General features: G+C 59.9%; 19 protein-coding genes. 15 read left to right on the top strand and 4 right to left on the bottom strand.

The window, feature by feature from the left end:
- Positions 1 to 67: 67 nt before the first annotated feature.
- Positions 68 to 1690 carry an alpha/beta hydrolase-fold protein gene (locus GRPL_RS02585; protein WP_032700613.1) on the top strand — a complete coding sequence of 541 codons (1623 nt, stop codon included), beginning with the start codon at positions 68 to 70 and terminating at the stop codon, positions 1688 to 1690.
- Here GRPL_RS02585 and GRPL_RS0126075 read toward each other — a convergent pair.
- Positions 1619 to 1867 (bottom strand): DUF1158 domain-containing protein, encoded by a 249-nt coding sequence (locus tag GRPL_RS0126075; RefSeq protein ID WP_032689025.1) that lies wholly within the window; start codon positions 1865 to 1867, stop codon positions 1619 to 1621. The two genes, GRPL_RS02585 and GRPL_RS0126075, sit on opposite strands and share 72 nt — an antisense overlap.
- 501 nt (positions 1868 to 2368) lie before the next feature.
- On the opposite strand from GRPL_RS0126075, the gene GRPL_RS02590 reads away from it, so the two are divergent.
- From GRPL_RS02590 to GRPL_RS02600, 3 genes are read left to right on the top strand one after another with little or no spacing between them, the layout of a single operon-like run.
- A complete protein-coding gene (locus GRPL_RS02590; RefSeq protein WP_032696454.1) occupies positions 2369 to 5092 on the top strand; it encodes a cation-transporting P-type ATPase in 2724 nt (907 codons plus the stop codon).
- A gap of 60 nt (positions 5093 to 5152) precedes the next feature.
- Positions 5153 to 6232: an efflux RND transporter periplasmic adaptor subunit gene (locus GRPL_RS02595; protein ID WP_032700612.1), complete on the top strand. Its 1080-nt coding sequence runs from the start codon at positions 5153 to 5155 to the stop codon at positions 6230 to 6232.
- Between the two features lie 13 nt (positions 6233 to 6245).
- Entirely contained in the window at positions 6246 to 9338 is a 3093-nt protein-coding gene (locus GRPL_RS02600) for an efflux RND transporter permease subunit (RefSeq protein ID WP_032700611.1), read from the top strand.
- A 79-nt stretch (positions 9339 to 9417) separates the two neighbouring features.
- On the opposite strand, the gene GRPL_RS02605 is transcribed toward GRPL_RS02600, so the two are convergent.
- Complete coding sequence (locus GRPL_RS02605; RefSeq protein ID WP_032696451.1) at positions 9418 to 10146, bottom strand: phosphodiester glycosidase family protein; 729 nt, start codon at positions 10144 to 10146, stop codon at positions 9418 to 9420.
- Positions 10147 to 10223: 77 nt separating this feature from the next.
- On the bottom strand, positions 10224 to 11339 hold the full coding sequence (locus GRPL_RS02610; protein WP_032700610.1) for a YbdK family carboxylate-amine ligase: 1116 nt from the start codon (positions 11337 to 11339) through the stop codon (positions 10224 to 10226).
- 333 nt (positions 11340 to 11672) lie between these two features.
- Between GRPL_RS02610 and GRPL_RS02615 the strand changes: the two genes are divergently transcribed.
- Genes GRPL_RS02615 through GRPL_RS02645 form a run of 7 tightly spaced genes read left to right on the top strand, consistent with a single transcriptional unit; the run spans position 11673 to position 19722 of the window.
- Entirely contained in the window at positions 11673 to 13337 is a 1665-nt protein-coding gene (locus GRPL_RS02615; protein ID WP_032696449.1) for an ABC transporter substrate-binding protein, read from the top strand.
- Between the two features lie 16 nt (positions 13338 to 13353).
- A complete protein-coding gene (locus tag GRPL_RS02620; protein WP_004859222.1) occupies positions 13354 to 14307 on the top strand; it encodes an ABC transporter permease in 954 nt (317 codons plus the stop codon).
- A gap of 2 nt (positions 14308 to 14309) precedes the next feature.
- Positions 14310 to 15203 carry an ABC transporter permease gene (locus GRPL_RS02625; protein WP_032689017.1) on the top strand — a complete coding sequence of 298 codons (894 nt, stop codon included), beginning with the start codon at positions 14310 to 14312 and terminating at the stop codon, positions 15201 to 15203.
- Between the two features lie 2 nt (positions 15204 to 15205).
- On the top strand, positions 15206 to 16249 hold the full coding sequence (locus GRPL_RS02630) for an ABC transporter ATP-binding protein (protein WP_032689015.1): 1044 nt from the start codon (positions 15206 to 15208) through the stop codon (positions 16247 to 16249).
- Complete coding sequence (locus GRPL_RS02635; protein ID WP_032689013.1) at positions 16239 to 17249, top strand: ABC transporter ATP-binding protein; 1011 nt, start codon at positions 16239 to 16241, stop codon at positions 17247 to 17249. Before GRPL_RS02630 ends, GRPL_RS02635 begins: the two co-directional genes overlap by 11 nt.
- Before the next feature lie 30 nt (positions 17250 to 17279).
- A complete protein-coding gene (locus tag GRPL_RS02640; protein ID WP_032689012.1) occupies positions 17280 to 18464 on the top strand; it encodes an amidase in 1185 nt (394 codons plus the stop codon).
- On the top strand, positions 18454 to 19722 hold the full coding sequence (locus tag GRPL_RS02645; protein ID WP_032700609.1) for a Zn-dependent hydrolase: 1269 nt from the start codon (positions 18454 to 18456) through the stop codon (positions 19720 to 19722). The genes GRPL_RS02640 and GRPL_RS02645 overlap by 11 nt, the downstream gene beginning before the upstream one ends.
- Before the next feature lie 142 nt (positions 19723 to 19864).
- On the opposite strand, the gene pdxR is transcribed toward GRPL_RS02645, so the two are convergent.
- A complete protein-coding gene (gene pdxR, locus GRPL_RS02650) occupies positions 19865 to 21331 on the bottom strand; it encodes a MocR-like pyridoxine biosynthesis transcription factor PdxR (RefSeq protein ID WP_032689010.1) in 1467 nt (488 codons plus the stop codon).
- 232 nt (positions 21332 to 21563) lie between these two features.
- On the opposite strand from pdxR, the gene GRPL_RS02655 reads away from it, so the two are divergent.
- From GRPL_RS02655 to GRPL_RS02670, 4 genes are read left to right on the top strand one after another with little or no spacing between them, the layout of a single operon-like run.
- On the top strand, positions 21564 to 22415 hold the full coding sequence (locus tag GRPL_RS02655; protein ID WP_032689009.1) for a transporter substrate-binding domain-containing protein: 852 nt from the start codon (positions 21564 to 21566) through the stop codon (positions 22413 to 22415).
- Positions 22416 to 22463: 48 nt separating this feature from the next.
- Positions 22464 to 23105 (top strand): amino acid ABC transporter permease, encoded by a 642-nt coding sequence (locus GRPL_RS02660; protein ID WP_032689008.1) that lies wholly within the window; start codon positions 22464 to 22466, stop codon positions 23103 to 23105.
- Positions 23106 to 23119: 14 nt separating this feature from the next.
- On the top strand, positions 23120 to 23785 hold the full coding sequence (locus tag GRPL_RS02665) for an amino acid ABC transporter permease (RefSeq protein ID WP_032689007.1): 666 nt from the start codon (positions 23120 to 23122) through the stop codon (positions 23783 to 23785).
- Complete coding sequence (locus GRPL_RS02670) at positions 23778 to 24539, top strand: amino acid ABC transporter ATP-binding protein (RefSeq protein ID WP_032700608.1); 762 nt, start codon at positions 23778 to 23780, stop codon at positions 24537 to 24539. The genes GRPL_RS02665 and GRPL_RS02670 overlap by 8 nt, the downstream gene beginning before the upstream one ends.
- The last annotated feature ends 246 nt before the right edge of the window (positions 24540 to 24785 follow it).

Raw genomic sequence — 24785 nt, 5'->3', positions numbered from 1 at the left:
TGTTATTGCAAATCATTACCATTTGCATTAGCGTTAGTAACAAATTTTTACAGGGATAAATCGGGCGATGAAAATGGCATGGGGTGGTCTGCTGATCGGTATGAGTGCGCTACCGGCGGTGGCAATGAACTGCGAATCTTCTTCGCGGCAGGGAGAGCTGCAGGGAAAATTCGATGCCAGCGGCGAAGTCTGTTTTGATCTGCCGACGTTAGGGGAAAACTACGTCTCGGCGACGATTTCCGGGGTAACGGATGCCCGCCTGCTGGATGAAAATAACCGTCGGCTGCGCACGCTGCTGGCGGGAGGGCCGCCGGATGGCGAGCAAACGCTGCTGTTCTCCCTGCCGGTGAACCGCGCTTCTGCGCTGGTGCTCCACGGCGAAGAAGGCGCCCGCTGGCGTTTCCGCTGGCGGATGAAGGAGACCACCGCGCTGGCGAAAACCCAGGCACTGGATCCCGTCAGTCCTCGTTTGCAGCAGCTGATGCAGGAACTGGCGGCGGGCGGTTCTACGGCGCGTTTCTGGCAGGAGCGCGAACAGGAAGGGACGCCGATGGTCGAACCGGTGGATGCCGGACACCAGCGCGTCACCTTCCTGTGGCGCGGGGCGAGAAAAAACGTCTTCCTGCTGGGATCCCCGGCGGGCGATCACGATCCGCTGTTTCGGCTTGGCCATTCCGATGTCTGGTTTCGCAGCTACGTGGTACCGGCAGATACGCTGATGCAATATAAGCTGGCGCCGGATGTCCCGCAGGTCGACGGCGTCGGACACGAGCAGCGGCGTGCGATTCTGGTCAGCGCTCAGGCCGATCCGCTGAACCCGCACAGCGTCAACCGCGCCAGCGATCGCTGGAACCGCTATTCGCTGCTGGCGCTCAATCCGGCGCGCTACTGCACGCCGCAGCGGATGGCGCAGCCGCTGCGCTATGGCACCTTGACCCGCCATCAGCTGCGCAGCGATTTTTTGCATAATACCCGGGAAGTGATGATCTACCGCCCGCGCCTGCCGCAGCCCGCGCGCTGGACGCTGATGTTGTTTGATGGCAAAACCTACCAGGATGAATACCGCTTTGCCAACGTGCTGGACAGCCTGATCGCCAGCCATGCGTTGCCGCCGATCAACGTGGTATTTATTGATAGTCTCGATCACTCGCGGCGGGCGAAAGAGCTGCCGCCCAATCCCTTCTTTGCCGATTTTATGGCCCATGAGCTGCTGCCCTGGCTGCGACAACAGGGGCTGGATGCCATCCGCCAAAAAACCGTTGTCGCCGGCTCCAGCTACGGTGGCCTGGCCGCATCGTGGGTCGCGCTGCGCTATCCGCGGCTGTTTGCCAATGTTCTCAGCCTGTCGGGCTCTTACTGGTGGGCGCCCAAAGGCGAGGAAGCCGGCTGGCTGACGCGCCAGTATCAGCAGTCGCCGCGCTATCCGCTACGTTTCTGGCTCCAGGCGGGCCGGTTTGAAACCTCGGGAGCTGATGGCGGAATCTACAGCAATACCCTCGCATTTGAACAGGCGCTACGCGATAAAGGCTATCGCGTTAGCTTCCATCCCTCATCAAGCGGCCATGATTATGCCGCCTGGTGCGAGGCGCTGGTGGTGGGAATGCGTGACTTTACCGGGTTAGCGCTCAAGGGAAAACCAGCGGCGCCAGACCCAGCGCAACACCACATATTCTACCGTGCCCAGCGCTAAGAACCACAGGCAAAAGAGCAGGGTATAAAACTGGTTGAGATCCATCAGATGGAAGGTATCGACCAGTTTTTGCGCCAGCGTTAACCCAAGGGATGGCGCTGGCAGCAGTAAACAAGAGATCAGGGCCAACAATAAAATGCCTGCGGCGGCGATCAGCGTTTCGAGCGGATGTTTCATTACTTGTTAATCATCAGTTAAAAAACATATTGTCAGGTAAAATGACATTTTACGCAATATACTTTCCTGAGTGATTGTTTTACGCCATTATGCGTAGCACTAATATTATGCTTTTTATTCCTTCTGTTAATATTGTTGGTATTATTTGTAATTAAATTAATGGCATTTTAATGTCAATTAATGTCACTGCTAAAGCATGTACTTTACAAAACTATAGGTGCTATATCCCACCAGCGTGGCAATAATGATAGCCAGCAGAATGTACAGCGCCAGGCGGCGTCCGCGGTAGATTCCAAACATAATTGACCTCGTTTAATATATGTTTATTAATATTCTGTAATAGTTGTTTGAAGAATTAACTTATCACGGATTTTAAATTTTGCGAGGGGTTGTAAATTGTCCTGGATCAACTTTTATCGCGCTATATAAAATCATATTTATTCATTGGCCAGAAATGATTTCAGGCTTTCCGAATAACGGAATTTATAAGGAAAATTTAATTTGACCAAAATCTATCACCCCCATAATTCGCCTCCTGCGGGAGACACTGCACCGCAGCCAGCCTACCGGCAGACCGTTGAACAGGTACTGGCGCAGAAAAACAGTCGCGCCGAGGGATTGCGCTCCGCCGAGGCTGCGGAGCGCCTGGCCTCCTTTGGCCCTAACGCGCTGCCGGAAAAGAAAAGCAAGCCGGCCTGGCTGCGTTTCCTGGCCCACTTTAACGACGTGCTGATTTTCGTCCTGCTGGCCGCGGCGGCGCTGACGGCGGTGATGGGGCACTGGGTCGATACCCTGGTTATCCTCGGCGTCACGGTCATTAACGCCCTGATCGGCCACGTGCAGGAGAGCAACGCCGAGAAATCCCTGCAGGGGATCCGCAATATGCTCTCCAGCAACGCCCGGGTGCAGCGCAATGGTAAACACGAAACCCTGCCCACTCGCGACCTGGTGCCGGGAGATATCGTTATTCTGCGGGCGGGTGACCGCGTTCCGGCGGATATGCGCCTTATCGAAACCCATAACCTGCGCGTAGAAGAGGCGATCCTGACCGGCGAATCAACGGTGGTGGATAAAATCACCGATGCGCTACAAGGCGAGCTGCCGCTGGGCGACCGGACCAACATGGTGTTTTCCGGTACTACCATCAGCGCCGGCGGTGGCGTCGGCGTCGTGACGGCGACCGGGCAGGATACGGAGCTTGGGCACATCAACCAGATGATGGCCGGTATCGAGAAGCATCGCACGCCGCTGCTGGTGCAGATGGATAAGCTGGGTAAAGCCATTTTCGTCATTATCCTCGCCATGATGGCGGCGCTGTTCGTCTTCAGCCTGGCCCTGCGTGATATCCCCATGGGGGAGCTGCTGCTCTCCCTGATTAGCCTGGCCGTCGCGGCGGTCCCGGAAGGTCTGCCGGCGATTATCTCGATCATTCTCTCCCTCGGGGTGCAGGCGATGGCGCGCAAACACGCCATTATTCGCAAGCTCCCGACGGTAGAAACGCTGGGCGCGATGACCGTGGTCTGTTCGGATAAAACCGGAACGCTGACCATGAATGAAATGACGGTCAAAGCGATTATCACGGCCGACTGCTGCTACCGGGTTGAGGGGGACAGCTATGAGCCACAGGGCAATATCTATCTGGAAGGCAGCGATGAGCCGGTACAGGTTCATGCCGGAAGCGTGCTGGAAACGTATCTGCGCACCATTGACCTGTGCAACGATAGCCAACTGGTGCAGGATGCGCGCGGCCTGTGGGGCATCACCGGCGGGCCGACCGAAGGGGCGTTAAAAGTGCTGGCGGCGAAGGCAAAGCTGCCGTCGGTTGAAACGCAGCTGATTGCCAAAATTCCGTTTGATTCACAGTATAAGTACATGGCGACGCAGCAGAGAATCGACACCGCTGAGCGCGTGCTGATCACCGGCGCCCCGGATGTGATTTTCGCGATGTGCCGCGAGCAGATGACCAGGCAGGGCACGGCGCCGTTCGATCGCCAGTACTGGGAGGATGAGATCTCTCGCTTCGCCAGCCAGGGGCTGCGCATGGTTGCCGCCGCCTGTAAACCGGCGCGGGCCGGCAGCACGACGCTGACCCACGACGATCTGCGCGAGGGCCTGGTGTTCCTCGGCATCGCCGGGATGATGGATCCGCCACGTCCGGAGGCCATTGATGCGATTCACGCCTGCCAGACCGCAGGGATCCGCGTGAAAATGATCACCGGCGATCACCCGCAGACGGCAATGAGCATCGGCCAGATGCTGGGGATCACCAACAGCCATCAGGCGATGACCGGCTATCAGCTGGAGCACATGGATGATGGCGAACTGGCGAAAGCCGCCGTGGAGTACGACATTTTTGCCCGTACCAGTCCGGAGCATAAGCTGCGGCTGGTCAAAGCGCTGCAGGATACCGGTGAAGTCGTCGGCATGACCGGTGACGGCGTAAACGATGCCCCGGCGCTGCGTCAGGCCGACGTCGGTATTGCGATGGGGATCAAAGGCACTGAAGTCACCAAAGAGGCGGCCGACATGGTGCTGACGGACGACAACTTCGCCACCATTGCCAGCTCGGTGAAAGAGGGACGTCGCGTCTACGACAACCTGAAGAAAACGATTCTGTTTATTATGCCCACTAACCTGGCGCAGGGGCTGCTGATTATCATTGCTCTGCTGGCGGGGAACATTATTCCGCTGACGCCGGTGTTGATTCTGTGGATGAACATGGCGACCTCCGCCACGCTCTCTTTCGGTCTCGCTTTCGAAGCCGCGGAGCGCAACGTCATGAACCGTCCGCCGCGGAAAACCGGCCAGCACGTCATGGATGGCTTTGCCATCTGGCGCGTCGCCTTCGTCGGAACCATGATTGCCGTCGCCGCCTTTATTCTTGAAGCCTGGCTGGCGCCGCGCGGCCATAGCGCCGAGTTTATCCGCACCGTGCTGTTACAGATGCTGGTGACCGCGCAGTGGGTGTACATGATTAACTGCCGCCGTAGCGAGGGCTTCTCATTAAATACCGGCCTGCTGCGCAACAAAGGCATCTGGCTGGTCAGCGGCGTGCTGCTGCTCCTGCAGCTGGCGATTATCTACCTGCCGTTTATGCAGACGATGTTTGGCACCGAGTCGCTGCCGCTGCGCTACTGGTTTATCACCCTGGCGATTGCCATCGTGATGTTCCTGGTGGTGGAAGTCGAGAAGCGTCTGACCCGCCCGTTACGTAAAACCGCCTGATCCGCCCGGCGTCCCTCTCCGTTCAGGGGAGGGACGCCGCACCGCCAGCAAGGAATCCTGATGAGAAACATTTTGCGCCTGGTCTTCCTGACCTTTGGCCTGGCAGGCTGCGCCCTGACGGCCACCGCCGCGCCCGCCATCCCGGTACGCGCGACCGTCGTTCAGCTGCTGCCGCATGTGGCTGAACGTCCGCTTCCCGGCCGTATTGAAGCGATTCATGACGTGGAGATCCGCGCGCGCACGGAGGGAACCATTGTGCAGCGCCACTTTCAGGACGGGCAGTACGTCAGGAAAGGCGATCGGCTGTTCACCCTCGATGATGCCCAACCCCGGGCTGCGCTGGCGCTGGCCGAGGCCGAGCTGAAAAGCGCGCAGGCTTCGCTGCGTCAGGCCCAGCAGCTGCTGACCCGCTATCAACAGCTGAAAAACAATCACTCCATCAGCCGCAACGATGTCGATAACGCCCGGATGCAGCGCGATGTGGCCGCCGCCGCCGTGGAGCAGGCGAAGGCGCGCGTCACCACGCAGCAAATTACGCTGGAGTATACGCGCATCGACTCCCCGGTCAGCGGACGCATTGGCCACAGCCGCTTTCACGTCGGCAGCCTGGTGGGGCCGACCAGCGGCATGCTGGTGGATATCGTCCAGCTCGACCCGATTCGCGTCTCTTTCGCCTTAGATGAAGCCGCCTTTTACAGTAAAGCCGGGCAGCATGCCGATATCGGCGCGCTGAAGCAGGCGTGGCTGGCGCAGATTGAACCCGACGGCAGGCGGGAAGACGGGGTGTTGACCTCGGTCGATAACCGGATTGATACCCGCACCGCCAGCGTAGTGCTGCGCGCCGAATTCGCCAATCCGCAGCATCGCCTGCTGCCGGGCGGCAACGTGCCGGTCATTCTTCGCCCGCGACAGGCGCAGGAGAGTCTGATGATCCCGGTTGCCGCCGTCCAGCAGGATGCGCAGGGGTTTTATAGCTGGGTGGTGACGGAACATAACACCGTTGCGCTGCGCCGTTTGATATCGGGCGGCCAGCAGGGGCAGCAGTTTGTTGTGGCGAACGGTCTGCAAGCGGGCGAGCGCGTGGTGACCGACGGCGCGCAGCGTCTGCATGACGGCGCAGCCGTTCAGTTGCTGAAATAAGGAAGGAGAAGGGATGCTGACGTTTTTTATTCGTCGCCCGCGTTTTGCGATGGTGATTGCGCTGCTGCTGACCTTTATCGGCGCGGTATCGCTGAAGCTGATTCCGGTGGAGCAATATCCGCAGATTACGCCGCCGGTGGTCAACGTCAGCGCCAGCTGGCCGGGGGCCAGCGCGGCGGACGTCGCCGAGGCTATCGCTGCGCCGCTGGAGACCCAGCTCAACGGCGTTGACCATATGTTGTATATGGAGTCCACCAGTTCCGATGACGGTATCTACAGCCTGAGCCTGACCTTTGCGGCAGGCACCGATGCCGATTTGGCGGCGATTGACGTGCAAAACCGGGTATCGCAGGCGGTGGCGCAACTCCCCGTCGATGCACAGCAGAACGGCGTACAGGTGCGCAAGCGGGCGAGCAACCTGCTGATGGGCGTCAGCCTGTACTCGCCGCTGGAGACGCTCTCTCCGCTGTTCGTCAGCAACTACGCCAGCACCCAGGTGCGCGAGGCGCTGGCCCGTCTGCCGGGCGTCGGCGAAGTGCAGATGTTCGGCGCCCGTGATTACAGCATGCGCGTCTGGCTGCGCCCCGATCGCATGAACGCGCTGAATGTGACGACCGACGATATCGCTCAGGCGCTGCGGGAGCAGAACGTGCAGGGGGCGGCGGGGCAGGTAGGCACGCCGCCGGTGTTCAACGGTCAGCAGCAGACGCTGACCATCAACGGCATCGGCCGCTTGAGCGATGCGGAAAGCTTCAGCCAGATAGCGATCCGCAGCGGGGAACACGGTCAGCTGGTTCGCCTCGCCGAAGTGGCCACTATTGAACTGGGGGCGCGCAGCTACAGTTCCGGCGCGCAGCTGAACGGCAAAGATTCCGCCTATCTCGGTATCTATCCGACGCCAACCGCCAACGCCCTGCAGGTCGCCAATGCGGTGCGCGCCGAACTGACCCGCCTGCACAGCCGCTTTCCGGCGGATCTGACCTGGGAGGTGAAGTTCGATACGACGCGCTTTGTGGCGGCGACGATTAAAGAGATTGGCGTTTCGCTGGCGCTGACCCTGCTGGCGGTGGTGGCGGTGGTATCGCTGTTTCTGCAAAGCTGGCGGGCCACGCTGATTGTCACTCTGGCGATCCCGGTGTCGCTGATTGGCAGCTTTGCCGTGCTTTATCTGCTGGGCTATAGCGCCAATACGCTGAGTTTATTCGCCATTATTCTCGCCCTGACCATGGTGGTCGATGATGCCATCGTGGTGGTCGAGAGCGTAGAAACCCATCTCGCCGAAGGCGTGGGGCGCGCGGAGGCGACCGCGCTGGCGCTACGGCAAATCGCCGGGCCGGTGATCGCCACAACGCTGGTGCTGCTGGCGGTGTTTGTTCCGGTGGCGCTCCTGCCGGGGATTGTCGGTGAGCTGTATCGCCAGTTTGCCGTCACGCTGTCGACGGCGGTGACGGTGTCGAGCATCGTCGCGCTCACCCTGACGCCTGCGCTGTGCGCGCTGCTGCTGCGCCCGCGTCCCGCGCAGCCTGCCGCCATCTGGCGGGCTTTTAACTGCGCCCTGGCGACGCTGCGTGACGGCTACGGTGCGTTGGTCGAATGGATGAACCGTCGTCTGTGGCTGGCGCTGGTGGCGACGCTCGCCGCCGCCGGTCTGGTGGCCTTCAGCTTTAGCCAGATGCCGAAAGGCTTTCTGCCGCAGGAGGATCAGGGCTATTTCTTTGCCAGCGTACAGCTGCCGGAGGCGGCGTCGCTGGAGCGTACCGAAGCGGTGATGGCCCAGGCGCGCGAGCTGCTGCTGGCCAATTCTGCGGTTGAGGATGTGATTCAGGTGTCCGGCTTTAATATTCTCAACGGTACCAGCGCCTCCAACGGCGGCTTTATCTCGGTGATGCTGAAAGAGTGGCATCAGCGGCCGCCGCTGAATGAGGTGATGGGCAAATTGCAGGGGCAGCTGATGGGCCTGCCAGAGGCGACCATTATGGCCTTTGCGCCGCCCACGTTGCCGGGACTGGGCAATGCGTCCGGGTTCAATTTACGCATCCTGGCACAGGCCGGGCAATCCTCAGCCGAGCTGGAGCAGGTAACGCGTCAGGTGCTGCGGATGGCGAACCAGCATCCGCAGCTGAGCCAGGTGTTTACCACCTGGAGTAGCAACGTGCCGCAGCTGACGCTCAAGGTCGACCGTGACCAGGCGTCGCGGCTGGATGTGCCGGTATCGCGGATCTTCAATAGTCTGCAAACGGCGTTTGGCGGGACGCGCGCCGGAGATTTCAGCATCAACAATCGCGTCTACCCGGTGGTGGTGCAAAACGAGATGCAGTGGCGCGAGCGGGCGGAACAGATCGGCGAGCTGTACGTGCGAAGTCATCACGGCGAGCGGATTCGACTGAGTAATCTGGTGACCGTGACCCCCACCGTCGGCGCGCCGTTTATTCAGCAGTACAACCAGTTCCCGTCGGTGTCGGTGAGCGGCTCTGCGGCGCAGGGCGTCAGCAGCCGCACGGCGATGGCGGTGATGGAGCACATTCTGCTGACGAATTTGCCGCAGGGGTATGATTACGCGTGGAGCGGCATCTCCTGGCAGGAGCAGCAGACCGGCAACCAGGCCATCTGGATAGTCCTGGCGGCGGTGGCGATGGCGTGGTTGTTCCTCGTCGCCCAGTATGAAAGCTGGACGTTGCCGGCCAGCGTGATGCTGTCGGTGCTGTTTGCTATCGCCGGGGCGCTGCTGTGGCTATGGATAGCCGGCTATGCCAACGATGTGTATGTGCAGATAGGGCTGGTGTTGTTAATCGCGCTGGCGGCGAAAAACGCGATATTAATCGTCGAGTTTGCCCGGGCCAGACGGGAAGAGGGGATGTCGGTTGTGGATGCTGCCCGCGAGGGGGCCACCCGGCGTTTTCGGGCGGTGTTGATGACCGCCGTCTCCTTTATTATCGGTATTATGCCGATGATGCTGGCCACCGGCGCCGGGGCGCAGAGTCGCCGGATTATCGGCACCACGGTGTTCAGCGGCATGCTGGTGGCGACGGCGATCGGGATTGTGTTTATTCCGTCGCTGTTCGTGCTGTTCCAGCGTTTACGCGAGTGGGGCCATCGCCGGATGTAGGCGCTCCGTGGCTGGCGTTGTGCGGTCTGGAGTCAGACATTGACGCCGCGGCCCGGGGCTCTGACCGGGCCGGGTTCATTTACTGTTTCGTCTCCACCGCAATCATGGTGACGAACGGGTGATACTGCCACGGTATGCTGCCGCCTTGTCGGTACATCTTTGAAATGGTGCCGTCGAGATAGAGCATCTGCCGCACGTTGAGCTTTGACTGCGCGTAGCAGGCGAAATCGTAGAAGTTGGTTTCGCGATCGCTGAGCATAAAAATCACCTGGCCCTGCCGGGTGATACCGACGCCATTGCGCAGCTTGCGTGAGCCGGCAGACGGTTTCAGGCGCCAGTTTATTGTGCCGTTTTCAATCAGCATTGGGCCGGACTGTACGGCGTAATCAATACCCGGCGTCGGCTTAAATTTGTCGATACTGACGATTCTCGCCCGCTCGCCTTGCAGATAAAACACCCCGCCGGGGCGGATAAAAAAGTTGCCGCCGCCGGAAGCGCGATTAAGCGGAACCTTCTGCACCCCCTTTTCGATATACAGCCCCAGCGGCGCGTAGCTCCTGGCGTAAATACCGCCGTTCATCGCCATCTGCACGCGCCCATCCTGATTGATATCCGCCAGCAGCGCCCGTAGCGATCCGAAGGCCTCGCCATCCGTTTTTTTCCAGTACATCGCGATGCGCTCGCGCTGCGGATTGACGCTATAGCTTTGTAGCGTCAGCGACGGGTCGGTGAGGGTGCATTTTCCGCTGGCCAACGCGGAGAGGGGAAGCAGCAGCGCTGGCAGCAGCGGCAGGAGGCGAAAAGTCATGAGAACGTTCCAGGTATGCCGCAGGAAGAGGCGGGGCGGCGAAATCAATATTGGCCGCAGTATACCTTTTTGCCGGACTATGCCGCCCAGATTTCGCAGTGCTTTTGCACCAGACCGATCAGCGAGCCGCCGCCGGCGACAAACTCACGCATCTGCCGGGCTTCGCTCTTCTCCTGCTGCAGCTGGCGCCCGATTGCCTCAAGGGCGCTGGCGGCATTGAGGCGATCGGCGTAGGGCATGAGGCGGGGGATCAGCTGTAAAATCTCCTCGCGAAGCTGGCGCTGCTCGCCGCTGTGCACATCGGTATTAATGCCCTCCAGCCCGTAGCGACAGGCCTGGTAGCGGTTAAAAGGGTACAGCAGATAGTCATCGGGGTGCGCTTTAAACGGCCTCTCCGTCAGCAGCCAGCAGGCGAGAGTCTGGATGAATCCGGCGGCATTGATGGCCTGCGCGAGAGTGAGCGGGGTATCCATCACCCGTACTTCTACGGTGCCAAAACGGGGGCTGGGGCGAATATCCCAGTGCAGATCCTTCATACTGTCGATCATGCTGGTATAGCTGAGACGCCGGAACAGGCGGGTAAACTCCTGCCAGCTGTTGACCCACGGCATCGGCCCGTTGTCAGGATACGCGGCGAACAGATTCAGACGCGAACAGGCAAAACCGCTGTCGGCACCGTCGAGCCACGGCGAGGCCGCATTCAGCGCAATACAATGCGGAACGAAGCGCGACAGCCCATGCAAAAGATAAATCGCATCATCGCCGTTCTGGCAGCCAACATGGACGTGCTGGCCGAATATCGTGGCCTGCTGCGCCAGATAGCCGAAGTGCTCCACGGTTTTCAGATAGCGCGGATTATCGCTGATTTGCTGGCGCTGCCAGGTCTGGAAAGGGTGGGTGCCGCCGCCGCAGATTTGCAGATGGTGCCGGGCGGCCGCGCGTAAAACCGCCTGCTGGATGGCGCCCAGCTGCGTCGCAGCCTGGTGGATATCGCGACAAACTCCGGTGGCGATTTCCAGCATGCTTTCGGTGATGTCATGTTTAGCCTCACCGACGCTCAGTCCGCTCTTCACGTCGTCGATAAGCAGCGAGGAGTCCTGGCTCAGGTCGTAGCCAGGCGGATTGACCACCTGAAGCTCCAGTTCAATCCCGAGGGTGAAGGGGGCGGAGCGGTGAAAGTCGGGTAGCGGCATGGTGACTCCCTGATTAGCGCGATAAACGAAGTATAGATGGCTTCGCTGCGGGCTGATAACCGCGCGGAAATGATGAATTTATTTTATAAAACGTGAGGCTAAGTGATTATCCGGCTTCGCCCGTGCGGCAATAAACAGGCTGGTGCAATTGTGCAACCTCTTTCACTCTGGTGGTGCGTAAAGATAAGAGTTGTTTATTTTTTCAATTAAAATCATTTGGATATAATAGGTTGCTCTTATTTTATAAGCGCTTTCATACTTATTTTTCGCACTGATAAACTGGTATGCATCTTGCCTGTTAAATAACGACTTTTATTTAACAGGGACAATGTGATGCTAAATAACACCGTACTTTTGCGCAAACGTCATCTTGCCGTTGCTGTAAGCGGCGCGCTGGCGCTCTTTGCCTCCCTGCAGTCCAGTGCCTCTACTCTGCGGATCGCCATGACCGCCGCCGATATCCCCCTGACGCTTGGGCAGCCCGATCAAGGATATGAAGGCAACCGCTTCACCGGTATCCCGCTGTACGATGCCCTGGTCGAGTGGGATCTTTCGCAGGGCGAAAAGCCCAGTGGCCTGGTTCCGGGTCTGGCGACGGAGTGGCACGTTGACCCGCAGAATCAAAGTCGCTGGATTTTTACCCTGCGACCCGGCGTGAAGTTTCATGATGGCAGCGAGGTGAACGCCGACGCTATCGTCTGGAACGTCGATAAGGTGCTGAACAAAGCTGCGCCGCAATATGCGCCGGGGCAGATTGGCAACACGCTGTCCCGTATGCCGACGCTGATCGGCGCGGAAAAAATCGATCAATATACGGTCGCGCTGACCACCTCCGAGCCGGATGCGCTGCTGCCGTACAACATCACCAACCTGTTTATTGTCTCGCCGACGGCCTGGCAAAAACAGTATGACGCGGTGCCGGCCAGCATCGGCGATGCGGCGGCCCGCAGCAAGCAGGCGTGGACGGCGTTCGCTGCTCAGGCGGTGGGCAGCGGTCCCTTTAAAATGGAAAAACTGGTTCCGCGCCAGCAGCTGATTCTCGATAAAAACCCGGATTACTGGAATAAAGCGCGCATTCCGCGGGTCGATAAAGTGGTGCTGATCCCGCTGCCGGAGGCCAATGCTCGTACCGCCGCGCTGCTGTCAAAACAGGTGGACTGGATTGAAGCCCCGGCGCCGGATTCGGTCGATCAGATTAAAGCCCAGGGGTTTAAAATCTACGCCAACACCCAGCCGCACCTGTGGCCGTGGCAGTTCTCCTTTGCAGAAGGCTCGCCGTGGAAAGATATTCGCGTGCGCAAAGCCGCCAACCTGTGTCTTAACCGCGCCGAACTCAAAAGCTATCTCGGCGGCTACATGACCGAAGCGACCGGTGTCTATGAAGCCGACAGTCCGTGGCACGGCAAACCCACTTTCCAGATCAAATACGACCCGGACAGCGCCCGCAAACTGATGACCGAGGCCGGATTTAGCGCCGCAAAACCGCTGCACGTCACGGTGGCGACTTCCGCTTCCGGCTCCGGGCAGATGCAGCCGCTGCCGATGAATGAATATATCCAGCAGAGCCTGAAAAGCTGCTTCTTCAATGTCGATATCAAAGTGACGGAATGGAACACCCTGTTTACCAACTGGCGTCTGGGGGCAAAAGATCCCTCGGCGAAGGGGATCGATGCGATCAACGTCAGCGCCGCGGTCAACGATCCTTACTTCGGCCTGATCCGCTTCTCGACCGCCAAAGCTTTCCCGCCGGTCGCCACCAACTGGGGCTACTTCTCGACGCCGGAGACGGAAAAACTGGCGACGGCGGTGAAGCATGCCTTTACCCCGGCGGAGATGGATAAAGCCGCCGGAGAGCTGCACGCGGCGCTGGTGGATCAGGTGCCGTTCCTGTTTGTCGCCCATGACGTCGGGCCGCGCGCCATATCGCCCGCGGTGACCGGGGTGGTCCAGCCACAAAGCTGGTTTATCGATCTCAGCCTGGTGAGTAAGAAAGAGTAACCCACAGGGGGAACAGATGATCAATACGCTGCTATACCGCATTCTGCTGGCCATCCCGACGATGCTCGGCGTGGCGCTGATCTGTTTTATGCTGGTGCAGATCGCCCCGGGCGACCCGCTGGTTTCGGTGATGCCGCCGGATGCCTCCGAGGCGCTGCGCCAGACATTAATGCAGGCCTATGGCTTTGATAAACCGCTGCCGCTGCAGTTCGTGCACTGGCTATGGCGGGCGCTGCATGGGGATTTAGGCATGTCGGTGGCGACGGGCCGGCCGGTGCTGGGCGAAGTGCTGACGGCGGTCAGCTATTCGCTGCGTCTGGCGCTGCTGGCAACCATTATCGGCTTTGTGCTGGGCAGCCTGTTTGGTTTTGTCGCCGGCTATTTTCGTAACAGCATCGTTGACCGCCTGGCGTCACTGCTGTCGGTTTTCGGCGTCAGCGTGCCGCATTACTGGCTGGGAATGCTGCTGGTCATCGTCTTCAGCGTCAAATTCTCCCTGCTGCCGGCCACCGGCGGCGGACCGATTGGCGAGATTGGCTGGCAGTGGGACCGGGAGCATCTGCAGTTCATGCTGCTGCCGGCGATTACGCTGTCGGTGATCCCGACCGGGATTATCGCCCGCACCGTGCGTTCGCAGGTGGCGGACATTCTTAGTCAGGAGTTTATCGTCGGCCTGCGCGCCCGCGGGCTGAACGAATCGCGCATCTTCCTCCACGTGGTGAAAAACGCCGCGCCGACCGCGCTGGCGGTGATGGGGCTGCAGGTGGGGTATTTGATGGGCGGCTCGATTCTCGTTGAAACGGTCTTCTCCTGGCCGGGGACCGGTCTGCTGCTGAATACGGCGATTTTCCAGCGCGACCTGCCGTTGCTGCAGGGCACCATCTGGGTGCTGGCGCTGTTTTTTGTGCTGCTCAATCTGCTGGTGGATATTCTGCAAACCACCCTCGATCCGCGAATTAAGAGGAGCTGACTATGGTGGATACCGCGACGACGAAAATGGCGCCGGTTTCTCCGGTTCTGGCTGCCCGGCAGGGCTACTGGCGCGGCGTATTTCGCCGCCTGCTGCGCGATCCCGGCGGCCTGATCGTCGGCGCCATCATTTTGCTGCTGCTGGCGCTGGCGCTGTTTGGCCCGTGGCTGATAGTCAAAGACCCTTATCAGACCTCGATGTTTTTACGCCTTAAACCTATCGGCAGCGACGGCTTTGTACTGGGTTCTGATGAACTCGGCCGCGATATGCTGTCGCGCCTGATTCTCGGCGCCCGGCTGTCGCTGTTTATGGGCATTGTTCCGGTGGTGTTCGCCTTTTTCATCGGCGGCGCCATCGGCATTATCGCCGGCTATACGGGGGGGAAAACCAATACCCTGATTATGCGCACCGTCGACGTGTTTTACGCTTTCCCTTCAGTGCTGCTGGCGATTGCGCTCTCCGGTGCGCTGGGGGCGGGGATTGGCAATGCGCTGCTGTCGCTGACGCTGGTGTTCGTGCCGCAGGTGGCGCGGATTGCGGAAAGCGTCACCGCCCAGGTCCGCCATATGGACTATATCGAGGCCGCCCGCGCTACCGGGGCCAGCGCCTTTACCATTATTCGCGTCCAGGTCCTCGGCAACGTGCTGGGGCCGATTTTTGTCTTCTCCACCGGCCTGATTTCGGTGTGCATGATCCTCGCCTCCGGCCTCTCTTTTCTTGGCCTGGGCGTGCGGCCGCCGGAGCCAGAATGGGGATTGATGCTCAACACCTTACGCACGGCCATCTACACCCAGCCGTGGGTGGCGGCCCTGCCGGGACTGATGATTTTTATCACCTCCATTTCGTTCAACATCCTCGCTGACCGCCTGCGCACAGCGATGGCGATTAAGGAGTAACGATGCAACCTTTTATCAATATCGACCTTGGCGGCCCGGCTCAGCCGCTGCTGAAGGTCAATCAGCTGTTGAAGTATTTTCGTGCCGGTGGCGCAAAAAGCCGTGAAGTGGTGCAGGCGGTGGATAACGTCAGCTTTACGGTGATGAAAGGTGAAACGCTGGGCGTGGTAGGGGAGTCCGGCTGCGGCAAATCGACGACGGCGCGCCTGCTGATGCAGCTGCTTAATCAGGACAGCGGCGAGCTGATCTTTGATGGCCTGACGGTGGGCTCCTCGCGCCTGCCGATGAAAGAGTATCGTCGTCAGGTACAGATGGTGTTTCAGGATAGCTATGCTTCGCTCAATCCGCGTATGACGATGGAGGAGAGTATCGCTTTCGGCCAGCGCGTACACGGAGTGAGCGCCAAAGATGCCAGCGAATATGCGCGCTATCTGCTGGCCCACGTTGGCCTCGAACCCGAACGTTTTGCTCACCGCTATCCACATGCGCTCTCCGGCGGCCAGCGTCAGCGCGTCAACATCGCCCGCGCTCTGGCAATGAAGCCGCGGCTGGTGATTCTCGACGAGGCGGTGTCGGCGCTGGATAAATCGGTAGAGGCGCAGGTTCTGCAGCTGTTGCAGGAGCTCAAGCGCACCCTTGAGCTGACCTATGTGTTTATCAGCCACGATCTGCACGTGGTGCGCTGGTTGTCGGATCGCATTCTGGTGATGTATCTCGGCGAGGTGGTGGAAATTGGGCCGGCGGAACAGTTGTTTACCCGCTCCGCTCATCCTTATACCCGCGCATTGCTCAGCTCGATGCCATCGATGGACCCGCAAAACCGCACCCTGACCTCGCCACTGAACGGCGATCCGCCGAGCCCGATATCACCGCCTGCGGGCTGTCGGTTTCATACCCGCTGTCCGCACGCCAGAGCGGTGTGCTCCGAGGTGAAACCGAAGCTCGAAAGCGTCGGCGAGGGGCATCAAAGCGCCTGCCTGATGGCCCAGCCGTCGTCGCCCTGGCATCAGAACATCGCCATTCAGGAGGTGAGTCATGTCGCATGAGGCTTTTGTCCATATTCGCGATCTGCGGGTGGAATTTCGCCGCGATGGCCAGACGGTGAATGCGGTTAACGGCGTCTCTTTTGATGTCCATAAAGGCGAAGTGATGGCGCTGATCGGTGAGTCGGGGTCCGGTAAAAGCGTCACGTTGAGGGCGCTGATGCGCCTGCATCCGCCAACAAGCAGCGTGCTCTCGGGGACGCTACGCGTCGGCGATGAGGAGGTGCTGAAGATGAGCGCTTCCCGGCTGCGGGCCTATCGCGGCGCCCGCTGCGCGATGATTTTCCAGGAGCCGCTGTTGGCGTTTGACCCGGTGTATACCGTCGGTCAGCAGATCGTCGAAGGGTTGCGTCGCCACGAAGGGCTATCGCGTCAGGCGGCAAAAGAACGGGCGCTGGAAGCGCTGCGCCAGGTGCGGATCCCCAGCCCGGAACGGCGGCTGGACGCCTATCCGCATGAGATGTCCGGCGGGATGCGTCAGCGGGCGATGATTGCCCTGGCGCTGTCGTGTAATCCCCAGCTGCTGCTGGCGGATGAACCGACGACCGCGCTGGACGCCACGGTGCAGATCCAGATTCTGATCCTGCTGCGCGAACAGCAAAAGCAGCGCGACCTGGCGATTATCTTTGTGACTCATGATATTGGCGCCGCGGTGGAGATAGCCGACCGGGTGGCGGTGATGTACGCCGGGCGGATCGTCGAAGAGGCCTCGATGACGGATATTTTGTCCCGTCCTCGCCATCCCTATACCCAGGTGCTGCTGGGCAGTCGTCCCAAAGACGGCTTGAAAAAAGGCGACGCGCTGCACTGCATTCCCGGTTCGCCGCCGGATCTTTCCCGCTTGCCGCCGGGCTGCGCGTTCGCCGACCGTTGCCCGCATGCGAGAGCCGTTTGTACGCAAACTCAACCTGTGACCGAACAGGTTGGCCAGCGTCATGTGGTGAGTTGTCATCGCTGGCGAGAACTGACGACGGCCGTCGAAAAGCCGGCGCTGTATGCCTGAACGGTCGGCCGAATAAAAGAGGTGATACGCATGCAGGATGATAATCACGCATTTATGCCTTACCCGCCGCAGCCGGTACCTCACGCGCTGAGCGGGCCGCTCAGCGGGATGACCTTTGCCGTCAAAGATCTGTTTGATGTTGCGGGCTATCCCACCGGCGGCGGTAACCCGCATTTACTGGCGCTCTCCGGCATTAAACGCCGCACTGCTCCGGTGGTGCAGCGCCTGCTGGATAACGGCGCACGTTTTATCGGTAAAACCCACACCAGCGAGCTGGCCTACTCGATGAGCGGCCACAATGTGCATTACGGGACGCCGCGCAACGGCGCCGCGCCGAACCATATTCCCGGCGGCTCGTCATCCGGGTCGGCGTCGGCGGTGTCGAACGGCGTGTGCGATTTTGCGCTGGGTACCGATACCGGCGGTTCGGTGCGTACCCCGGCAAGCTACTGCGGCTTGTTTGGTCTGCGCCCCACGCACGGGCGCATTTCGCTCGACGGCTGCCAGCCGCTGTGTGCCACGATGGACACCTGCGGTTTCTTCGCCCAAACGCCGGAGGTCTTTCGGGCGGTCGCTGATTGCCTGCTGGACGCGAAGCCTCCGGCAATTGCCGGCGTGGCGCTGGCGTGCCATGACACCCTCTTTTCCCGCCTGCCGTTGCGCAGCCAGCAGGCATTGTTGCCCGTTCGGCAGCGGCTTGAGCGCGCGTTTGGCGCCATCACGCCGCTGAATGCGCCGCTGCCGGACATCGATGAGATCTATCTCGCCTTCCGGCAGATTCAGGGATTCGAGGCCTGGCAGGCGCAGGGGGAGACGATAGAACGCTATGGCCTGCAGTTGGGACCGGATGTGCGTGAACGCTTCTTATGGGGAAAAGCGGTGACGCCGGCGCAGTATGAGGCCGCCTGCCAGCGGCGGGAGCACGTTACCCACTGGTGGGATGCGCTGTTGGGCGACGCGATACTGGTTCTGCCCACCGTGCCCGACGGCGCGCCGCTGTTGACGGCGCAGGCTGAGGAGATTGAGACCACCCGGCGCCTTTCCCACGATTTATTGTTGATTTCGGTGATGACCCGGCGCCCGCAGGTGACGCTGCCGGTCGCCCAGGCCGGCGGTCTGCCGCTGGGCATCTCTTTTTTAGGGCCGCGCGGCAGCGATCGTCTGCTGGTGGAGCTGGCCGTTGCCTTCGCGCAAGGAGACAAAAATGAGCAGTGAGATTCTTTTCACCCCGGTTGCCGAGGCGACGGGTTGGCGTATTAACGGTGAGCGGTTATGGGATTCATTGATGGCGCTGGCGGAAATCGGCGCGACGCCGAAAGGAGGCTGCTGTCGCCTGACGCTCACCGATCTCGACCGACAGGGACGAGATTTAGTCATCGGCTGGGCGCAAGCGGCGGGGATGAGCGTTACCGTTGATAAAATCGGTAACGTGTTTATGCGCCGGGAAGGGCGCAATCCGCTGCTGCCGCCGATTGTCTCCGGCAGCCATATCGATACTCAGCCTACCGGCGGGAAATTTGACGGCAACTACGGGGTGCTGGCGGCGCTGGAGGTCGTGCGTACGCTGAACGACCTCGATATTGAAACCGAAGCGCCGATTGAAGTGGTGTTCTGGACCAATGAAGAAGGTTCGCGTTTTGTGCCGGTGATGATGGGGTCCGGCGTTTTTGCCGGCGTATTCCCGCTGGAAACCATCTATGCCGCGCAGGATGCGCAGGGAAAAACGGTGGGCGAGGAGCTGGCGCGTATCGGCTATATCGGCAGCCAGACTCCCGGCGATCATCCGATCGGCGCCTACTTTGAAGCCCATATCGAGCAGGGACCGATCCTTGAAGATGAAGAGAAAATCATCGGCGTGGTGCAGGGCGTGCTGGGGATCCGCTGGTACGATTGCGTGGTGACGGGGCAGGAGTCACATGCCGGGCCGACGCCGATGCGTCTGCGTCAGGATGCCTTGCAGGTGGCGACGCGGATTATGCAGGAGGTGGTGGCGATTGCCGGGCGGAGCGAAGAGGGCCGCGGCACCGTCGGGATGGTGCAGGTCTATCCCAATAGTCGCAACGTGGTGCCGGGCGAGGTGACGTTCTCTATTGATATGCGCAATCTCAGCGACGCGGCAGTGGATGATATGGATCGCCAGCTGCGCGCCTTTATCGCGCGCGTGCAGCAGGAGAGCGGGCTGACGGTACAGTTGAAAGAGGTCAGCCACTATCCGGCGGCGCCGTTTCATCCCGATTGCCGGCAGGCCATTGCCGAGGCGGCGGCACAGCTTGGCTATCCATCGCGGGAGATTGTCTCCGGTGCCGGGCATGATGCGGTGTATATGAGCTATCTGGCGCCGACGGGAATGATCTTTATTCCCTGCAAAGACGGGATTAGCCATAACGAAATCGAATATGCCTCGCCGGAACACGTTGCTGCCGGCGCAAACGTGCTGCTGCAGGTCATGCTGCAATACGCGCAGGTGGCGTAACCCGGAAGCGGGATTCCCCGGCTGGCGCTACGCTTAGCCGGGCTACGGCGTTGTGCTGCCCCAGACCACGGACCGGTGGGGATGGTAGCCCGGATAAGGCGTAAGCGGCGCTACCCGGGGGAGGGCAGGCCATGGAGCCTGCCTATTCCAGCTGCGCCAGCTGGTGGCACAGCACTTCGACGCCGGGCGCAATCGCATCGGGATTGATGGCGTGAAAGCCCATGCGGAAAAAGTTTTCCGGCGGCGTGGCGTTGAGGAAATGGCGCGCGCCGGGTTCAATCAGCACCCCGGCATGGGCGGCACGCCAGGTCAGCTGCTGCGTATTGATCTGTTTCGGTGTCGACAGCCAGAAAGCATTGGCATGTTCGCTCCCGGGAATAATTCGGCACTCCGGCAGGTAGCGGTGCAGCGCATTATTCAGCCGCTCCCAGCGCTGGGCGGAGTCATAGTGGTAGCGGCGCAGGTGGGTTTCATAGTGCCCCTGGGCGAGAAAATGGGCCATCTGATACTGAATATTGGTGGGCGGGTGGCGGTAAATCAGCCGCCGCAGCGCGCGGGCTTCATCAATCAGGTCCGGGTCGGCCACCATAAATCCCAGCCGCAGGCCGGGAGAGAGCGCCTTCGACAGGCTGCTGACGTAAATCACCCGCCCGCTACGGTCGCTGGCTTTCAGTGCCGGTAGCGGGTTGAGGGTAAAGTTACTTTCCGAGTCGTAATCATCTTCAACGATCACCGCATCGTAGCGGGCCGCATGTTCCAGCAGCTGGCTGCGCCGCGCCTGGCTCATCGCCACCCCCGTCGGCACCTGGTGGCCGGGGGTGACGTAGTAGTAATCGCAGGGAGCATCGTCGAGCACGATCCCTTCTTCGTCCACCGGGTGCGGCACGATGTCGGCGTCCGCCAGCAGGAAGGTATTAATCGCTTCGCGGAAGCAGGGATTCTCCACGCCGACCCGGGTTCTGGACGACATCAGCAGGCGGGTGAGCAGGTAGAGCGCGTTCTGCGAGCCGAGCGTAATCAGGATCTCATCCGCTGCGGCGACGATGCCGCGCTTGGGCAGAACCCGGGTGCGGATCTGCTCAATCAGCATCGGGACGTCCTGGTCGATATGATCGACGACCCAGGCCGGATCGCGCACGCCGCCGTGCAGCCAGTTGGCCGCCGAACGCCAGGTGGTCAGCGGGAACTGGCGGGTATCCGGCTGGCCATAGATAAACGGATAGCGATAGTTCATCCAGCCGGCGGGTTTCAGTATCGACTCCTGCTGGCTGGGGGTGATTTGCAGTCGTGCGCCCCAGCGTGGTGCAGTACGCTCGTCATCCGGTGCACCCTGCACGGCAACCGTCGCGGCGGAATGCTGATAGTCGGGATGCAGATAGTATCCGCTGCGCGGGCGGCTGATGAGATACCCTTCGCTGACCAGACTCTCAAAAACCAGCGCCGTGGTATTGCGCGACACCCGCAGCTGGCTGGCCAGCTGACGACAGGATGGCAGCGGCGTGTCGGCGGAAAAGATACCGCTCAGAATGGCGTTAACCAACGTCTCCCGCACCTGTTCCTGTAAACCGCGACGTTGGTCGAACTCGACGTGCAAAAGGTGACGGATCATGCGGGGCTCCTTAGGTGAATACTCTGACTACCTTGCAGCAAATTCCATACCACCCTGAAAAAGTCTGACACACGGACGCAACGAAACTGGCTCTATCCGGAAAACAAAAACGCTCCCTACAGTAAAAACGCATTCATCAGTCGCGGAACGGAACTTCCGTCGGCACAAGTTTTGCAAAACCTTTTCATGTTCGGGAATGAACACGTCTGGCGAATTAATTAGGGGTGGCTTGATGAACAAATCGTTGGCTTCAATGTGTCTGGGCGCCGTTATGGCACTGGCTTTCTCTTATCACGCAGCGGCAGCAGATCTCCCGGAAATTGAAAAATCCGGCACCCTGAAAGTCGCGACCGAAGATGATTACGCGCCGTTTAACTTTATGAGTAACGGCCAGGCCGATGGCTTTAACAAAGATATGCTGGAGGAGCTACGCAAGTATGCGAAATTCCACGTCGACCAGAGCATCCTGCCGTGGACCGGCCTGTTAGCGGCGGTCTCCACCGGCCAGTACGATATGGCGTTAACCGGCGCGGTGATCACCGATGACCGTCTGAAGGTCTTTGACTTCACGCCGCCATGGGCTTCGGCGCAGCACTACTTCGTAAAACGCGCCGGGGATAATTCACTCGATACCATCGCCGACCTGAGCGGCAAAAAAGTGGGCGTCCAGGCGGGCAGCGCGCTGCTGGCGCGACTGCCTGAGCTGAAAGCGATGCTGGAAAAAACCGGCGGCAAGCTCGGGCCGGTGGTGGAGTATCCCTCCTACCCGGAAGCCTACGCCGACCTTGCCAATAAGCGCCTCGATTACGTGATTAACGTGGTGATTTCAGTCAACGACCTGGCGAAAGCCAAACCGAAGGTCTTTGCCAAAGGGCTGGCGGTGTCCGGTCCGGGCTATATGGCGTGGCCGATTCCGAAAAACTCCCCGCAGCTTTTGGCCTACATGACCAAGTTTATCAACCATATGCGTGAAACCGGCAAGCTTGCGGAGCTGCAGAAAAAATGGTTTGGCGAAACCTACGATAACCTCCCGACGGAAGCGATTACCAGCCCGGAACAGTTCCATAAACTGGCTGGTTTGTAACAGTTTGCGGCGGGTCACCGCCGCGTTTTTAATCCACAGGAGGGCCATATGGATGCAATTTCCTGGCAGTTATTGATTGAAGGCGCATGGACGACCCTCTGGATTTCGGCTATCGCTATCGCCTTTGGGGTGGTGATTGGCCTGCTGATCGCGCTGGTGAGGATGCTGCGTCTCCCGATTGTCGACCAGCTGCTGGTGGTCTATATCAGCCTGGCGCGCGCCACGCCGCTGGTGACGCTGGTGCTGTTTCTGTTTCTCTCGCTGCCCACGGTGGGGATTAATCTTGATAAAAACGTGGCGGCAATCGTGGCGCTGACCCTCAACACCTCGGCTTTTAACGCCGAAATCTGGCGCAATGCGTTTCGCACCTTCCCGCGCGAGCAGCGCGAGGCGGCAGAATCCGTGGGGATGCGCCGCTGGACCTATTTTCGCTACATCATGCTGCCGCAAATGTGGATCGAAAGCCTGCCGGCGCTGGTGAACGAAATGTCTTTCCTGATTAAAGGCAGCCCGGCGATTGCGGTGATCGGCGTGGTCGATTTGACCCGCGTGACCAACCGTATCTCATCCGTCACCTATGAGCCCCTGTCGCCGATTCTCGCGGCGGGTCTGCTTTATGTCGTGATCATCGGCATGCTGCTGAAGCTGCAGGGACTGGCGGAACGTAAAGCAAAACGCCTGGCACGATAACAACAGGAGGATCTATGAATCAGTGGGCCATTATCTGGTCAGCGCGCGACAGCTTTATTGCCGGCCTGATTGCCACTCTTGAGCTATTCATTGTGGCCGCCGTTGTGGGGTTAGCCATTGGCATTGTGCTGTGCTATTTGACCGAATATCAAAAGCGCTGGCTTAACCGCGTGATTATCGGTTTTGTCAGCCTGATGCGTGCAATTCCGTTCTTAATCCTCGCCTATCTGCTCTATTACGGCCTGCCGGAAGTGGGGATCAGTATGGACGCCTGGAGCGCAGGTCTGGTAGCGCTGATGATCTACCACGGCGCCTATTTCTTTGAAATCCTGCGCAGCCAGCGCCGGGTCTTCTCCGCCGGATATATCGAGGCCGCGGTGGCGCAGGGTTTTTCTCGCTACCAGATATACCGGCGGATTATTTTGCCGAATATCGTCTCATCGGCGCTGCCGCTGCTCGGCAACCAGCTGATTATTTGCCTGAAGGATACCGCTTTTCTCAGCATTATCACCGTTCAGGAAATTACCGCCGCGGCCAACAGCGTGCAGGCGACCTGGTTCATCCCGTTTAACGCTTTTATCGTCGCGATTGCACTCTACTGGGCGATCAGCATTTTGCTGGAGTTGCTGATTAAGCGACTGAGCGCCCTCGGAGCTAAAAGAGGAATGAGTCATGCCTGATACCACCGCAGTAAGCATTAAAAACGTCTCTAAACAGTTTGATAATATTGAAGTTCTGCGAGACATCAATCTGACCGTCGAAAAGGGGTCGGTGGTCAGTATCCTGGGGTCGTCAGGTTCCGGTAAATCGACGCTGCTGCGTTGCATGAACTGGCTGGAACAGCCGGACCGCGGGGAGATTCATATCGGCGGCCAGCGGCTGGGGATTGATGAACAGAACGGCAAAGCCATGTCCCACCGCCAGCTGTCGAAGATTCGTGAGCGGGTGGGGATGGTGTTCCAGAGTTTTAACCTGTGGCCGCACCTGACCGTGCAGCAGAATGTCAGCGAAGCGCTGCTCCACGTCAAAGGGATGAAGCGCGATGCAGCCTCTGTAATAGCCATACAGCAGCTGGAAAAGGTCGGGATGGCGCACAAAGCCGACGCCTGGCCGATTACCCTCTCCGGCGGGCAGAAGCAGCGGGTGGCGATAGCCCGTTCGCTGGCGATGTCGCCGGAGGTGATTCTGTTTGATGAGCCGACGTCGGCGCTGGATCCCGAACTGGTCAACGAAGTGTTGGGGGTGATGAAGGCGCTGGCGGCGGAGGGCTACACCATGGTGGTGGTGACTCATGAGATGGACTTTGCCCGCCAGGTATCGGATGAAGTGGTGTTTCTCGAAAAAGGGTTGTTGATTGAGAAAGCGCCGCCGGAGAAATTTTTCACCAACCCCGACTCTGAACGCGTACGCCAGTTTCTGCAGAGCCGCCGCTAATAAGAGGGGGCCCGCTCGCCTGCTGCCGCTCTCCCCGGTGGCGCTGCGCTTACCGGGGCTACGGGGTCGTGCGATCGGATAGACCGCATAAGGCGCTGGTGCCGCTAGCCGGGAAAATCCCCGGTGGCGCTGCACTTACCGGGGCTACGGGGTCGTGCGGTCAGGTAGCCCGCATAAGGCGCTGGTGCCGCTAGCCGGGAAAATCCCCGCTGGCGCTGCGCTTACCGGGGCTACGGGGGCATGCGG

It is taken from the genome of Klebsiella planticola ATCC 33531 (assembly GCF_000735435.1).
Lineage (GTDB): Bacteria > Pseudomonadota > Gammaproteobacteria > Enterobacterales > Enterobacteriaceae > Klebsiella > Klebsiella planticola.
Note: the sequence above shows the minus strand (reverse complement) of the source record. Positions and strands in the feature narration are given on the sequence as shown.

Bases quoted from the DNA above. Each gene is read 5' to 3' on its own strand.
- GRPL_RS02655 (WP_032689009.1), top strand. From the start codon at position 21,564: ATGAACAAATCGTTGGCTTCAATGTGTCTGGGCGCCGTTATGGCACTG.
- GRPL_RS02620 (WP_004859222.1), top strand. From the start codon at position 13,354: ATGATCAATACGCTGCTATACCGCATTCTGCTGGCCATCCCGACGATG.
- GRPL_RS02610 (WP_032700610.1), bottom strand. From the start codon at position 11,339: ATGCCGCTACCCGACTTTCACCGCTCCGCCCCCTTCACCCTCGGGATT.
- GRPL_RS02670 (WP_032700608.1), top strand. From the start codon at position 23,778: ATGCCTGATACCACCGCAGTAAGCATTAAAAACGTCTCTAAACAGTTT.
- GRPL_RS02595 (WP_032700612.1), top strand. From the start codon at position 5,153: ATGAGAAACATTTTGCGCCTGGTCTTCCTGACCTTTGGCCTGGCAGGC.
- GRPL_RS02640 (WP_032689012.1), top strand. From the start codon at position 17,280: ATGCAGGATGATAATCACGCATTTATGCCTTACCCGCCGCAGCCGGTA.
- GRPL_RS02585 (WP_032700613.1), top strand. From the start codon at position 68: ATGAAAATGGCATGGGGTGGTCTGCTGATCGGTATGAGTGCGCTACCG.
- pdxR (WP_032689010.1), bottom strand. From the start codon at position 21,331: ATGATCCGTCACCTTTTGCACGTCGAGTTCGACCAACGTCGCGGTTTA.
- GRPL_RS02605 (WP_032696451.1), bottom strand. From the start codon at position 10,146: ATGACTTTTCGCCTCCTGCCGCTGCTGCCAGCGCTGCTGCTTCCCCTC.
- GRPL_RS02665 (WP_032689007.1), top strand. From the start codon at position 23,120: ATGAATCAGTGGGCCATTATCTGGTCAGCGCGCGACAGCTTTATTGCC.
- GRPL_RS02630 (WP_032689015.1), top strand. From the start codon at position 15,206: ATGCAACCTTTTATCAATATCGACCTTGGCGGCCCGGCTCAGCCGCTG.
- GRPL_RS02660 (WP_032689008.1), top strand. From the start codon at position 22,464: ATGGATGCAATTTCCTGGCAGTTATTGATTGAAGGCGCATGGACGACC.
- GRPL_RS0126075 (WP_032689025.1), bottom strand. From the start codon at position 1,867: ATGAAACATCCGCTCGAAACGCTGATCGCCGCCGCAGGCATTTTATTG.
- GRPL_RS02600 (WP_032700611.1), top strand. From the start codon at position 6,246: ATGCTGACGTTTTTTATTCGTCGCCCGCGTTTTGCGATGGTGATTGCG.
- GRPL_RS02645 (WP_032700609.1), top strand. From the start codon at position 18,454: ATGAGCAGTGAGATTCTTTTCACCCCGGTTGCCGAGGCGACGGGTTGG.
- GRPL_RS02615 (WP_032696449.1), top strand. From the start codon at position 11,673: ATGCTAAATAACACCGTACTTTTGCGCAAACGTCATCTTGCCGTTGCT.
- GRPL_RS02625 (WP_032689017.1), top strand. From the start codon at position 14,310: ATGGTGGATACCGCGACGACGAAAATGGCGCCGGTTTCTCCGGTTCTG.
- GRPL_RS02635 (WP_032689013.1), top strand. From the start codon at position 16,239: ATGTCGCATGAGGCTTTTGTCCATATTCGCGATCTGCGGGTGGAATTT.